The following is a 13,275-nucleotide window of genomic DNA, read 5'->3' as shown; positions in this document are numbered from 1 at the left end:
TGGTGCATCTTATTACTAAAACAATGGCAGATATTATAAAAGAAACCGAAGATTATGTAATTAGTCTTCTAACCAATGAGTTAGACTCTAATTTTTTATATCATAACATTAGGCATACCCAACGCGTTGTCAAAAGTACGCAAGAATTATTAAATTTTTACAACTTAGACGTAAAAGACAGTGAGGACTTACTTTTAACAGCTTGGTTACATGATGCTGGTTATACCAAAAGTGCAAAAAGTCATGAGAAAGAGAGTTGTATTATTGCTCGTGAATTTTTAACTAGCAAAAATTTTAGCGAAGAACGTATTAAAAACGTTTGCGATCTTATTATGGCAACCGAGAAAGGATACGAGCCTAAAAATTTAAAAGAGGAAATAATTGCTGATGCAGATTGTTCTCATTTAGGAAAAGAAAGTTATCTAGAAACTACTGAAATGCTTAGGGAGGAGTTATCCTTGTTAGGAATTGCAGATTACTCTCCTGCAGATTGGCGAAATGCCAACATAAAAATGTTTCAGACAGAACATCGTTTTTACACCGATTTTGCTATAAATAAATGGCAAGAGAATAAAGACAACAATTTATCTAAGCTTATTAAGGCTAGGAAAAAGATGAAGAAGTTGGAGAAAAAAGAGAAAGTAAAGGCGCAATATAAAGCACAAATAAAGGATAAGAGTCCGGAAAGGGGTGTGCAAACTATGTATAGGGTTACAATGCGTAACCATTTAAAATTAAGTGATATTGCAGACACTAAAGCCAATATTTTACTGTCTGTAAATGCAATTATAATTTCTTTGGTGCTAGCAGATTTAATGCCTAAATTAGATAGTCCTTCTAATAAATATTTAATATTGCCAACGGCTCTTTTTATGTTTTTTAGTGTAATTTCTATGGTGTTGTCTATTATTGCTACAAGACCAAATATAACCTCTGGAGAATTTACGAAAGAGGATGTAAAAAATAAAAAAGTGAACTTGTTGTTTTTTGGAAACTTCCATAAAATGAAGTTAGAAGATTACGAATGGGCAATTCAAGAACTTATTAAGGATCAGGCTTATGTTTACTCGTCTCTAACTAAAGATTTATATTTCTTAGGTCTGGTGTTAGATAGAAAGTATAAACTACTAAGGATAACTTACGCTATTTTTATGGTTGGGATGATTGTTTCTGTATTGTCATTCTTTTTGGCTTTACATTTTTATGGACCAAGAGAAGCTGTACTCCTATAAGGATAAATTAAAGCACAAAAAAGGCGAATTTTTAAAATTCGCCTTTTTTGTGCTTTATAATTAACGTTTTAATTCGTGCATTAAATCGTCGTATGTGTATGTTTCCTTTGCTTCTTTGTCCTTTTTGTATAGGATTTCTACACGTATTGCTTTTAAGCCAGAGACACCTTGTAGGCCTTCTAATTCTAGGACTTCTACATTTTTAGAGAAATACCCTTTGGAACGTAAAAAGCGTATGTAGCGCAAATACTCTAATTCATCTTTTTTCTGAGAATATACAATAGAAAGTTTTCCTTTTTGTGTTAACCTCTCGTTGGTTCCTTTTATATAAGACTTGTCTATACGTTTTTTTATAACCTCGTATCTGGCGTTGTATGTGCCATCTACATCAAAACGTTTTTCATCCATTCTAAATCTAATAGAAAGAGAAGTATTATATACAAGTAAAAGAGAAGCAACATCTAATTGTACCGGTAATTTTGGTTTTAGGTTGTAGTACTCATTTTCCATATCGTACATTACCTGTAGTTGCCACAATCTAAGATTTTTTAAGTAAAAAGGATTGTACTCTTTACTTTGAGATATAGATTCGCCAATGTACATATTGTGCTCTATACCGTCAGTCTTGTATCGCTCAAAATAATGAGGAAACATATTTTGTGCTTCCGCTTGTTTTTTGTCTAAAACCTGAGCAAGCTTTTCATTAATCTTCATTACACTACTATCATAGTTTTTTCTATGGTCGTAGTAAGACCCTGTGTTGGGGTCTATAGCTTCTTCGTATACAGAAATTAAACCTGCAACTTTAGGCTCTGTATTTTTTAGATGTTTAAAAATAGGAGAAACCTCTTCTTTTATAAACTCTAAAATTGTTTGTTCGCTGTTGGTGTTTAAAATCTCTTTTACATCATCTATATAGCTATTGCTTCTAAACAATAACTCTTCATAAATATGTAGTTTGTTTATCTCCCAAGACTTTGTAAGTATCTTATTTATTTCAGATAACTGAATTAATAAATCTTTCTGTATAGACCTGTTTCTAAACATGGAAGAATCCTTAATGTCTATTTGCCCATATAATGGGTGTACGTCATTAAAAACAATTTCTTTAAAGGTAGGTTCTAAACCAGCTGCATTGGCTCTAATAAAGCGTATAGCTTCGTTTTCAAATTTCCAAAGGACAGAAGAGTGTACTGTTGTACATTCTTGTTGTATTACCGCTTCTATTAGGTTTTCTTCTTCTGTCTTAGAACGTAAAACAGCAGCAACTATATAAGGCATTACGTCTTGTAGTTTTTGCGCGTTTACGTTGTTTAGGTTATTTGCTTTTGTAGAGGCTAACTCTAAAACGCCAAGTAACTCATTTCCACTAGATATTGGTGCAATAATAGCACTTCTAATTTCTTGATTGGCAAGCGTTTTGTACAAGCTATTATCTGGAGCTTGTTTAAAGTACTTATCTACATCAGAAATTACATAGTAATTATGTTCTTTTAATATTGTTAAGTAAGAGTTTTTACAAAGTGCAGTTTTGCAATCTACTTTTGCACTATTGTTAAGTATAAAGCTTTCTATGCCTACACCATGTACTCTTTCAAAAGTATCTTCTTTGCTATTATGAACAGAAAAACCAACTTTTAAATTAGGAAGACCAAATAACGATTTAAATGTATTTTGGAAATCTTCCATAAAAAAATCACTCCCTCTTTTGTCATTAGAGATCAGACTAGATTTTATTTCAGAAATAGAATGCTCGGCAGTAACATCAAACATATTAGAGATAACAAAACCTTTAGATGTAAAACTGTTTGGCGGAATTTTTTGTTTCCATAGTTCTAAATCATCAAAATTCTCTAGTAAATCATCTACATCTTCTTGTGTTAATTCTTTAGCATTTTCATTTGGTATAATGTCAATAAAATCTGCATTGTAAAGAATTCTGTAATGTCTCATTACTCCATTTTTATCTGGAATTTCATAAAACATTGGTCTTCTAAAGTCTAAATCAAAACCATAGTGAAAGTTTAATATTACGGTGCTAGCCATAATATAATTTAATCTTTCTTCTACATTTTTAATTTCAAGCTCAAATCCTTCACCTGCATCTTCAATAATTTTTTTAAATCTTTCAGAAGAATTAAAAATCACATTTGCATATGGTAAAGAGGCAGCTTTTATTTCGTTATTCGTTAATACTTCAGAAAAAGTATCTTGTAGAATTATATTAATAACGTCTTTATGTTTCTCTAGTAAGCTTAAATCTGTAAAACCATCGCGTAATTCTGGATAAGGTTTTTGATAGTTAAGGATAAATTGTGCCTTTTTAGCAAGAAACAAGTCATTACCAACAGCCATTTTATCGTACTGTCTAAGTAGCTTATCAAAACTGACAAGACTTTTTAGAGGTAATTCTATTTCATGATTTAATTTCATATCCTTTACTTAGTCTTACTGTAGCCTGCAAAATTACAAAAAGAATGTGACAATTTGTTAACATAACTTTTAACAATTGAAAGCTTTTTTAGACCTTTAGAAAAAAATCTAATTTATGTCGTCTTTTACTAGGTTAACCAGAGCATATAATAAAGCCAAAGTTGTTCCTTTTGATGACACCTCTAAGTTAATACTTTTTAGCGACTGTCATAGGGGTGATAATAGTTTTGCAGACGATTTTGCAAATAATAGGAATATTTATTACCACGCATTGCAACACTATTTTAAGGAAGGGTTTAGTTATTTTGAATTAGGAGATGGTGATGAGCTATGGGAAAACACCTCTTTTGAGTCTATTTTTACAGCGCATAAAAATATTTATGGTTTATTAAGAGAGTATCATTTACAGAATAGATTGTATATGATTTGGGGTAACCATGATATGGTGTACAAAGATCCTAGTTATGTAAAAAAATGTCTATCTAGTTATTTTGAGCCTATAGATGGTAAAGACAAAGATTTATTTGTTGGCATTACCTATCATGAAGGTATAGTGCTTAAGCATAAAAATACAGAGCAAGAATTGTTTTTAACACACGGACATCAGGCAGACTGGTGGAACTATACTTTTTGGAGAGTAGGGCGGTTTTTGGTACGTGTACTTTGGAAGCCATTGCAGGTTTGGGGTATTGCAGATCCTACTAGTCCGGCTAAAAACCATAAAGAGCTTATAAAGGTTGAAAAAAGAATTAAGCGTTGGATATTGCGTAACAACGAAAAACTCACCATAGTAGGGCATACGCATAGGCCAAGATTTCCTGAGCCAGGAGATATTCCTTTTTTTAACGATGGTAGTTGCGTGCACCCAAGAAGTATAACCGGAATAGAGATTGAAAACGGCAAAATTTCGTTAATAAAATGGCAAATTGCCACAACAGAAGATGGTACGTTGCGTGTAGTGCGAGTTTTGTTAGAAGGACCTCAAAAATTAATAGATTACCAGAGAGCAAAGAGCTAGTGTTTTAATTTTTATATTTTTACACCACCATTAATTATAAAAACACATATGAAAAAGAGTATTGCGCTATTGGTTTTATTAATAACCGTGTCTTCTTGTTGGAAGAATAAAAGCCCTGAAGATTTAATTAGATTAAAAGAGAAGTTTAAGTCACAAGTATCTTCTTTTGAAAAGAAAAAGATTACTGCCAATAAAAATGTAACAAAGGGTTTATCTTCTTTAAGTGCATTAAAAGGAGCTTTAGAAGAGGCTAAGAACGAAGATAAAGAGTTTGCTAAAGTTTATGGAGACTGGGAGAAAGTAAATAAGCGTGTAGAAAATCTTAATAAAGAGTATGAGGATTTAAAAACAAAAGCCTCTAATTTGTTTGCTGCAATGGAAACCCAAACCAATAGTTTAAGTGATGCTCAAAGTAAAAAGACGCTGTTAAGTGCTATTTCTAAAGCACGTACCAAATACAATGCAACCTTAACAAATACCTCTAAAGCAATTGAGAAATTGCGTTTGCTGCATGGAGATGCGGTAGAAGTTGTAAAAGCATTAGAAGTTGCTGCGGCATTAAATTCTTTTGATAATATAAACAATCAAATGGAAAGTATAGAAGGTCGTGTAGAGGGCATTATGCAAGAGTTAAATGTTGCTGTGGTTGAGAGTAAAAAATTATACGAAAAGAAAATTACAGAATTAGGAGAGTAGTCTAAACTATGGCCGTAAAAGAACAATTGTTACGTATTGAAGATGTTGCGTTAGAATTAAATGTTTCTCAGAAAATTATCAGGAAACATATACATTCTGGTGCGTTAAAATCTACAAAAACAGTTGGTGTGCATTACTTAAATCCAAAAGATGTAAAGGCTTTTGTAAAAAGTAACGTACTTGCAAAAACACCAAAGAAACCAGTAAAAAATATAAGAACAAAGTCTGTGAAAACAGATGATGTAAATTGGGTAAATATTGCAGGTAGTTGGGAAAACCCATCTAAAACAGAGTTAACTTCTGCAGATTTGTTTTGTGGTGCTGGTGGTATGGCAAAGGGTTTTGAAATGGCAGGTTTTACACAAGTTGGCGGTTTAGACTGGTTTAAAGAAGCTGGTATGACTTACCGAGAAAACTTTAATCACCCACATATTTTAGGAGATATTACTGAAAAAGAAGTAAAAGATAAATTTATAGAAACCGTGCAAAGCTCGTTAAAAGGAAAGCCTTTAACGGTATTGTCTGGAGGATTTCCTTGTCAAGGTTTTAGTATGTCTGGTAGTCGTATTGTAGAAGATGAGCGCAACTCGCTTTACAAAGATATGTTAGAGATTATTGATGCCTTACAACCGGAGTTTATAGTTGCAGAGAATGTAAAAGGCTTGCGTTCTATGCTTAAAGGTAAAGTCGAGGATAAAATAAAAGAAGATATAGCAAAACTTGGTTATAATGTAAATGTTACGGTTTTAAATGCGGCTAATTACTATGTGCCTCAAAAAAGAGAACGTATTATTTTTGTTGCAAATAGAATAGGAAAGAAGAACTACCATCCTAAACCATTATTAACACCAAAGAATTACGTAACCACAAAGCAGGCAATACAAGATTTAGTAAAACACAAAGACGATGCTAATTTTAACCACGTGCGTACTAAGCATAGTGATGATATGAAAAATCGTTTAGCTAAAGTAGAAGAAGGTAAAAGTTTGTACGATAATTATTCTGATTCTTGGAAAAAATGTCCTTGGAACGAAGCTAGTTGTACTATAAAAGAAAACCACGGAGGTGTTAATATACATCCTATAGAGCCAAGAGTTATTACGGTTAGGGAAATGGCTAGATTACAATCTTTTCCAGACAATTTTATTTTTAAAGGTGCTAAAGGAAAACAGATGATGCAGATTGGTAATGCGGTACCACCACTATTAGCTAAAGCAATTGCTTTGGCGGTAAGAGAAACCTTAGCAGTGTAGTTTATTGGTGTAGTAATCAAAATTCTAGCATTGCGTTTTAATCTTAATAGATATTACTATGAACGCATTAGAATTTAATACATTAAGCAAAGAACTTATAGGTTTAGCTCCAAGCATACCTTTATCTTGGGGTAAAATACAAAACAATACCACCGATAATAAGTTTAATCTTTTTAGTTGTAAAACAATACAAGATTTAGAAGTAAAAATTGCTTTATTAAGTGATGCTGATAAAAATTATTTTAGACGCAGATGGTTTTTGTGGCAATGCTCTAGATGCGATGAGTATCTTTTTTACATAAATGATGAGGTCACTAGAAACCCCAATAGTAAAGATCAGAATTACGATATTGAATTTTATAATAATTTGGATTTACGGTTTGATGTAAAAGGTACTTTAGTGCCAAAAGAGCTTAGAAGTAACTTTAGTTTGCAACACCCAGAAAAAATTGTAAATTTTTATTACAGTAAACAAAGTGCAGGTAAACGTAGTCATTTGCAAAACCGACTCTTCATTGTGCATCATTCTTTTAAAGAAGCTAAAAGAGCTTTGGAATTACGATGTGCTTGGGATTATAAACGCATTGTTTACAGAGCGCTTATTCATCGACTTAAAACAAATAAAAAATTTATAAGTTATTTAAATGTGTCTGCAATAGTAGTGTTTATTGTAGAAAAACAAGACGGATCGCTTTGTTATAGTATTGCCTAGTTTACTTTAAAATCTGATAGGCAATAAGGGCAACTATGTATGCAAAACTACTCATAAATACTAGTTGAGCAGCAGGCCATTTCCAGCTGTTAGTCTCTCTTTTTACAACGGCTAGGGTACTCATACATTGCATTGCAAAAGCATAGAATAATAATAAAGAAACACCAGAAGCTAAGTTAAACAAAGGTTTTCCGTTCCAAGGGTTTACCTCTGCAGCCATACGATTTTTAATAGTTTCTTCTTCGTCATTACCAACACTATAAATAGTAGCTAGTGTGCCCACAAAAACCTCACGAGCAGCAAAAGATGTAATTACTGCAATTCCAATTTTCCAGTCGTACCCTAATGGTTTAACAATGGGTTCTATAGCTTTACCAGCGTAGCCAATAAAAGAGTGTTCTAGTTTATAACTTGCAATTTCTTCGTTTTCTGCTTTTTGTTGTAATGCCGCAATACGCACTGCAACAGAATCTTTTACGTTGGCAATTGGTAAAGTAGGGTTGTTTATAGTTAACTCTCCTGTGTAACTTGTAATTTCTTCTTCAATATGGTTTTGGTTAAACTCAGAAAAACCAATAGTTTTAATTCTAGTTTTAACAATATCTTCTGCGTTTTTAAAATTATTAGAAAGACCATAAGATCCCAAGACCCATAATATAATAGATATTGCCAATATAATTTTACCAGCTCCGTAAACAAAACTTTTTGTTTTTTCCCAAACAGTATAAGCAACGTTTTTAAATAGCGGTAGTTTGTAACTTGGCATTTCTATAACAAAGAATGTTCTGCTATTAATTTTTAATATTTTATGTAAAACCATTGCAGAAAAAATAGACATACCAAAGCCAAGTAAATACAATAACATTAAAGTTAAGGCTTGGTAACTAAGTCCTAAAAAGGTGCCCTCTGGAATTACAAGAGCAATAATAATTAAGTATACTGGTAAGCGTGCAGAACAGGTTGTAAAAGGTGTTACAAGTATGGTTATAAGTCGTTCTTTCCAGTTCTCTATGGTTCTGGTTGCCATTACCGCAGGTATAGCACAGGCGGTACCGGAAATTAACGGAACAACACTTTTACCACTTAATCCAAAGGGGCGCATTAGTTTATCCATTAAAAACACAACTCTACTCATATAACCACTTTCTTCAAGAAGTGATATAAACAAAAATAAAAATGCAATTTGAGGTATAAAAATTACAATACCTCCAATACCAGCAATAATACCTTCTGCTAGTAAATTTGTAAATGCACCAGGAGGTAATGTATGCTTTGTCCACTCGCTCATTTGAGCAAAGCTTTCATCTATAAAATCCATTGGGTAGCTACTCCAAACGTATATGCCTTGAAAAATGGTAAGTAGAATTAAAAAGAAAATAACGTAACCATAAACTTTATGGGTAAGTATTTTGTCGAGCGTGGCTCTAAACCCTCTTGCAACAGCTAAATCTACTTTGTAGGTTTCTTTTAAAATGTTATTTATAAATTGATATCTTAAAACAGTTTCTCTGTGCTGAAGCTTTTTAAGTTCTGTATTAGATTTTGTAGAGAATGAAGTGGCATCTTTTATTTTCTTCTTCTCTATAGGCATAAAGTTTACATCTTGTGTAATAACTAGCCATAGCTTATAAACTTCTTCTTTAGGGAAGGCAGTTCTAAGTTTATTAAAATATTCTGGGGCAATTGTAGTGGTATCTATGTTTGGTTTAATAGACAAGCTCTTATAATCTGCTATAAGCTCTTTTAAGGTGTCTATGCCAGTTCCTTTTCTTGTGCTAACTAATGCAATCTTTGTATTAAGTTTGGCTTCAAGTAAAGAAATATCTAACGTAATCCCTTTCCTGGTCATACGATCTGCCATATTAATAACTAAAATAGCAGGTATTTTAAGGTCTTTTATTTGTGTAAATAAAAGTAAGTTACGTTTTAAGTTTTCTACATCTGTAACAACAACTGCAACATCTGGAAAATCTTTATCGTTTTTGTTTAAAAGCAATTCTACAACCACACTCTCATCTAAAGAGGTTGTGTTTAAGCTGTAAGTTCCGGGCAAATCTATTATATGCGCCTTAACACCACGAGGTAATTTACAAATACCTTCTTTTTTCTCTACGGTAATACCTGGGTAATTACCTACTTTTTGTTTTAATCCTGTAAGCTGATTAAAAACAGATGTTTTTCCGGTGTTTGGGTTACCAATTAAGGCTACATTAATATTCTTGCTCATACTCAATTACATTCATTCAATTAAATCTACTTCTATTAAGCTTGCTGTAGATTTTCTTATCGCTATATGTGAGCCATTTACATTAATGTAAATAGGGTCTTTTAGAGGAGCAATCTGTACTAATTCTATAGTATTGCCAGGTAAGCAACCCATTTCTAGGAGTTTTATAGGTAAAGTATCCTCAGAGAAATTTTTTATAATTCCTCGCTGACCTTGTTTTAGTTGTGCTACAGTAATGCTCAATTTTTATTTAGATTGATTTTAAGTAAGAGCAAAAGTACGGGAAAAAAAGTAAACGGATAGAACTCTATATTAATTTTTTATAATCTTTAACACAGGGAAATTATTCTACGTATGAAGCTTTTAGAATTTTAATATCTTCTAGTAATTTTTCAATCTCTACAGGATCTGTACCGTCGTAAGTGCCACGGATGCGTTTTTCTTTGTCAACCAAAACAAAATTCTCTGTATGTACCATACTGTAAGGATTGTTTAAATCTGTTTTTGCAGCCATATACGATTTTCTAGCTAAGTCGTATATTTCTTTTCTATCGCCAGTAACTAAATTCCATTTACGGTCTACAACACCTTTTTCTATGGCGTACTTTTTAAGCTGTGCAACAGAATCTATTTCTGGAGTAACAGAATGAGATAAAAGCATTACCTCTTCATCATCCTTAATAACCTCTTGTACTTTTGCCATATTTTTTGTCATTACTGGGCAAATAGTTTGACACGTAGTAAAAAAGAAATCTGCGACGTAAATTTTATTAGCATAATTATCTTGAGTAATAATTTCACCGTTTTGGTTGGTAAGTTTAAAATCTGCTACAGTGTGGTACTTTTTTTTGTGTAACAATGTGGCGTCTACTAATTCGGCATTAAAATCTGCGGGTTGGTAAATAGGTAGTTTTACTTCAGGTTTTAACGCGCTATAAAAAAGTGTAATAATAATGGCAGAGATTATTAAAAGAACAATGCCAAAAACTTTAAATCTACTAAAAAACGACCCCATGCTTTTTTATGCAAATTTACAATAGACACGGGTAATAATCAATACAATAAGTTATTAAATAATTCATAAAAATGATGCTGTTAGAGCTATATCTTTTTGTAAGAACTCGTAAAAGTGTACTTTTGGACGTTTTTAAAAATTAAAAAAGATTTAATGGAATTATTTATTCAGATTGTTCAGTTCATATTAATTATATCAGTGCTTGTTATATTACATGAGCTGGGGCATTTTATTCCTGCCAAGTATTTTAAAACTAAGGTAGAGAAGTTTTATTTGTTTTTTGATGTAAAATTTTCACTTTTTAAAAAGAAGATAGGCGATACTGTTTACGGTATTGGATGGTTGCCTTTGGGTGGTTATGTTAAGATTGCTGGTATGATAGACGAAAGTATGGACACCGAGCAAATGAAGAGTGAGCCACAACCGTGGGAGTTTAGAAGCAAGCCAGCTTGGCAACGTTTAATTATTATGTTAGGTGGTGTAACTGTAAACTTCTTTTTAGCTTGGTTTATTTATACAATGCTATTATTTAACAATGGAGATACTTACATCCCTGCAGATAATTTAAAGCACGGAATTTTGATAGATTCTATAGGTGAACAATTAGGTTTAAAAACAGGAGATAAGATTTTAGCTATTGACGGTAAAAAGAGTAAGAAATTTACAGATGCTGTTTTAGATATTATCTTAGGTGATGATGTAACTGTAAATCGTGATGGAAAAGAAATAACTGTGCCGTTAAGTCCAGAAGGTAAAGAGGCTGTTTTTAGCACACAAGGAAGAAACTTTTTAGGATACAGACAAAAAGCTGTTATAGATAGTGTTTTATCTGGTTCTGCTGCCGATAACGGTGGAGTAGTTAAAGGAGATGAAATTGTAGCCGTAAACGGGAAAAAAGCAAGTTATTGGAACGAGTTTGTTGGAGTAATACAATCGTCTCCAGAAAAAGATATAGAAGTTGAGGTTCTACGTAACGGACAAACTAAAAGTTTAAATATTACAGTGCCTAAAGAAGCTGCTATAGGTGTAGTGTTAAGTAAAAAGGATTTATTTGTTACAGATGAGTATAGTTTTTTTGGCGCTATACCAGAAGGTTTTAATAAAACTATAGCTGTATTAACAATGCAGATTAGACAATTTAAAGTTATTTTTAATACTAAGACAGGTGCTTATAAACAAGTTAAAGGGCCAATTGGTATTGTAGAAATGATGCCTAAACAATGGGATTGGACTTTTATTTGGTCTTTTATGGCAATGTTCTCTGTTTGGTTGGCTTTTCTTAATATTTTACCTATTCCGGCATTAGATGGCGGACACGTAATGTTTTTATTGTACGAAATTATTTCTGGACGTCCACCAAGTGAAAAAGTGCTAGAGAAAGGGCAAATAATTGGTTTTGTAATACTTATGGGGCTTATGGCAATTGTCTTTGGAAATGACATCTGGAATATTATAAAGAAATTTATATAAAATTTTATTTTTTGTTTTGTAGATATTAAAAAAGCTTATATATTTGCACCCGCTTACAGATGTTATGTCTGTTAACATTCCTCCTTAGCTCAGTTGGTTAGAGCATCTGACTGTTAATCAGAGGGTCCTTGGTTCGAGCCCAAGAGGGGGAGCAAAACAAACCTCAACTAGAAATAGTTGAGGTTTTTGCTTTTATATAGTTAACAAGCTAACTATTAGCTTCTATCCTTAATTTTTCCTTTATCTTTTCGGTCTTAAAAATAAAACTATGTTCGCAATTATTGGTTGGTTAGGCGCGTTGCTATTTATAGTGTCTTACTTACTATTAAGTATGGGAAGGTTATCTTCTAAGTCAAAGCTGTACCATATGTTAAATATATTAGGAGCTGTTTGTTTAATAGCAAATGGGTTTGCCTTAAACGACTTTCCTAATATTGTAGTTAATGCTGTATGGGCCGGTATTGGGGTTTATGCTATTGTAAAAATTGTTAAGTAATAGTTTTTTAGTTTTTAAACTCTAATATATTTAACGCATACTTAATATAAACAGCTTCTTTTTGTTTGTAATCTTCGGTCTTTTCATTAAAAAGTCCCAAATAATAGTAAGCACCATCTATTAGTGCAAAAATTATTTCGGTTACCTCATTAATGTCTGCATTGCCAATAACATCATTTTCTTTTGCTTCTGTTAGTTTGGTGTTTAAAACGCTGTGTAGTGCCTGTAAATAGCTCTTAAAGCTATCTTTAAAGTCTTTTTTTCTGTAAATTAAAGCGTAACAGCTGTAGAAAACGCCATCATCAAAATAGATATTCCAGTTTCTAGAAAAAAGTGAGGTTATTAGATTGTGAAGTTTTTGTTTAGAATCTATTACATTGGTTTCATTGTTTTGTACAATGTTTAAATGTTGTTCTAGTATAAATTCATTTAGTCCAATTAACAACTCGTCTTTGGTTTTAAAGTAGTGCATTATCAATCCGTTACTTATGCCTAAATGCTCCGCCACCTTTGCTATAGAAGAGTTTTCTAGTCCAATTTCTTTTGCTACTTTATAGAATGCTTTTATTATTTCTTTTCGTCTTTCTACAGATACACTTTTTCTTCCCATGTAAGATTTTTATTTAGACAAATGTAACATTTTAAGATAATTACATCCTTGCTATTTCTTTTGCAAGTTAACGTTTATTTAAAGTTTTGTTAATTGAACATTCATTCAATTTA

General features: G+C 32.2%; 12 protein-coding genes and 1 tRNA gene. 8 read left to right on the top strand and 5 right to left on the bottom strand.

Going from position 1 to position 13,275, the window contains the following annotated elements; genetic code table 11:
• Window positions 1-23: 23 nt before the first annotated feature.
• Window positions 24-1,232 (top strand): Pycsar system effector family protein, encoded by a 1,209-nt coding sequence (locus BT107_RS10010; protein WP_072303640.1) that lies wholly within the window; start codon window positions 24-26, stop codon window positions 1,230-1,232.
• Between the two features lie 60 nt (window positions 1,233-1,292).
• On the opposite strand, the gene BT107_RS10005 is transcribed toward BT107_RS10010, so the two are convergent.
• Window positions 1,293-3,665, bottom strand: coding sequence for a GAF domain-containing protein (locus tag BT107_RS10005; RefSeq protein WP_072303639.1), 2,373 nt, complete (start codon window positions 3,663-3,665; stop codon window positions 1,293-1,295).
• 115 nt (window positions 3,666-3,780) lie between these two features.
• Here BT107_RS10005 and BT107_RS10000 point away from each other — a divergent pair, with 115 nt between their 5' ends.
• Genes BT107_RS10000 through BT107_RS09985 form a run of 4 tightly spaced genes read left to right on the top strand, consistent with a single transcriptional unit; the run spans window position 3,781 to window position 7,344 of the window.
• The gene (locus tag BT107_RS10000; protein WP_072303638.1) at window positions 3,781-4,683 is read left to right on the top strand and encodes a metallophosphoesterase; all 903 of its coding nucleotides are present in this window, start codon (window positions 3,781-3,783) and stop codon (window positions 4,681-4,683) included.
• 48 nt (window positions 4,684-4,731) lie between these two features.
• Complete coding sequence (locus BT107_RS09995) at window positions 4,732-5,379, top strand: hypothetical protein (RefSeq protein ID WP_072303637.1); 648 nt, start codon at window positions 4,732-4,734, stop codon at window positions 5,377-5,379.
• Between the two features lie 8 nt (window positions 5,380-5,387).
• Window positions 5,388-6,632 (top strand): DNA cytosine methyltransferase, encoded by a 1,245-nt coding sequence (locus BT107_RS09990; protein WP_072303636.1) that lies wholly within the window; start codon window positions 5,388-5,390, stop codon window positions 6,630-6,632.
• A gap of 58 nt (window positions 6,633-6,690) precedes the next feature.
• Window positions 6,691-7,344, top strand: coding sequence for a hypothetical protein (locus BT107_RS09985; RefSeq protein ID WP_072303635.1), 654 nt, complete (start codon window positions 6,691-6,693; stop codon window positions 7,342-7,344).
• Window position 7,345: 1 nt separating this feature from the next.
• On the opposite strand, the gene feoB is transcribed toward BT107_RS09985, so the two are convergent.
• From feoB to BT107_RS09970, 3 genes are all read right to left on the bottom strand, one after another.
• Window positions 7,346-9,571, bottom strand: coding sequence for a ferrous iron transport protein B (feoB, locus tag BT107_RS09980; protein ID WP_072303634.1), 2,226 nt, complete (start codon window positions 9,569-9,571; stop codon window positions 7,346-7,348).
• Window positions 9,572-9,583: 12 nt separating this feature from the next.
• Window positions 9,584-9,814 carry a FeoA family protein gene (locus BT107_RS09975; RefSeq protein ID WP_072303633.1) on the bottom strand — a complete coding sequence of 77 codons (231 nt, stop codon included), beginning with the start codon at window positions 9,812-9,814 and terminating at the stop codon, window positions 9,584-9,586.
• Window positions 9,815-9,914: 100 nt separating this feature from the next.
• Window positions 9,915-10,586, bottom strand: a complete 672-nt coding sequence (locus BT107_RS09970) for an SCO family protein (protein ID WP_072303632.1) — start codon at window positions 10,584-10,586, stop codon at window positions 9,915-9,917.
• Window positions 10,587-10,739: 153 nt separating this feature from the next.
• Here BT107_RS09970 and rseP point away from each other — a divergent pair, with 153 nt between their 5' ends.
• From rseP to BT107_RS09955, 3 genes are all read left to right on the top strand, one after another.
• A complete protein-coding gene (rseP, locus tag BT107_RS09965) occupies window positions 10,740-12,056 on the top strand; it encodes an RIP metalloprotease RseP (RefSeq protein ID WP_072303801.1) in 1,317 nt (438 codons plus the stop codon).
• A gap of 78 nt (window positions 12,057-12,134) precedes the next feature.
• Window positions 12,135-12,208, top strand: a tRNA-Asn gene (locus tag BT107_RS09960).
• A 116-nt stretch (window positions 12,209-12,324) separates the two neighbouring features.
• The gene (locus BT107_RS09955; protein WP_072303631.1) at window positions 12,325-12,552 is read left to right on the top strand and encodes a CBU_0592 family membrane protein; all 228 of its coding nucleotides are present in this window, start codon (window positions 12,325-12,327) and stop codon (window positions 12,550-12,552) included.
• Window positions 12,553-12,559: 7 nt separating this feature from the next.
• Here BT107_RS09955 and BT107_RS09950 read toward each other — a convergent pair whose 3' ends face one another.
• The gene (locus tag BT107_RS09950; RefSeq protein ID WP_072303630.1) at window positions 12,560-13,162 is read right to left on the bottom strand and encodes a TetR family transcriptional regulator; all 603 of its coding nucleotides are present in this window, start codon (window positions 13,160-13,162) and stop codon (window positions 12,560-12,562) included.
• Window positions 13,163-13,275 lie beyond the last annotated feature (113 nt).

This window comes from Cellulophaga fucicola, assembly GCF_900119145.1.
Lineage (GTDB): Bacteria > Bacteroidota > Bacteroidia > Flavobacteriales > Flavobacteriaceae > Cellulophaga > Cellulophaga fucicola.
The sequence above is the reverse complement of the archived record's forward strand: the minus strand, read 5'-3'. Positions and strand labels throughout refer to the sequence as shown.

What these genes read in the sequence shown, in the direction of transcription:
- BT107_RS10010 (WP_072303640.1), top strand. Translation starts at nt 24, where the DNA reads ATGGCAGATATTATAAAAGAAACCGAAGATTATGTAATTAGTCTTCTA.
- BT107_RS10005 (WP_072303639.1), bottom strand. Translation starts at nt 3,665, where the DNA reads ATGAAATTAAATCATGAAATAGAATTACCTCTAAAAAGTCTTGTCAGT.
- BT107_RS10000 (WP_072303638.1), top strand. Translation starts at nt 3,781, where the DNA reads ATGTCGTCTTTTACTAGGTTAACCAGAGCATATAATAAAGCCAAAGTT.
- BT107_RS09995 (WP_072303637.1), top strand. Translation starts at nt 4,732, where the DNA reads ATGAAAAAGAGTATTGCGCTATTGGTTTTATTAATAACCGTGTCTTCT.
- BT107_RS09990 (WP_072303636.1), top strand. Translation starts at nt 5,388, where the DNA reads ATGGCCGTAAAAGAACAATTGTTACGTATTGAAGATGTTGCGTTAGAA.
- BT107_RS09985 (WP_072303635.1), top strand. Translation starts at nt 6,691, where the DNA reads ATGAACGCATTAGAATTTAATACATTAAGCAAAGAACTTATAGGTTTA.
- feoB (WP_072303634.1), bottom strand. Translation starts at nt 9,571, where the DNA reads ATGAGCAAGAATATTAATGTAGCCTTAATTGGTAACCCAAACACCGGA.
- BT107_RS09970 (WP_072303632.1), bottom strand. Translation starts at nt 10,586, where the DNA reads ATGGGGTCGTTTTTTAGTAGATTTAAAGTTTTTGGCATTGTTCTTTTA.
- rseP (WP_072303801.1), top strand. Translation starts at nt 10,740, where the DNA reads ATGGAATTATTTATTCAGATTGTTCAGTTCATATTAATTATATCAGTG.
- BT107_RS09955 (WP_072303631.1), top strand. Translation starts at nt 12,325, where the DNA reads ATGTTCGCAATTATTGGTTGGTTAGGCGCGTTGCTATTTATAGTGTCT.
- BT107_RS09950 (WP_072303630.1), bottom strand. Translation starts at nt 13,162, where the DNA reads ATGGGAAGAAAAAGTGTATCTGTAGAAAGACGAAAAGAAATAATAAAA.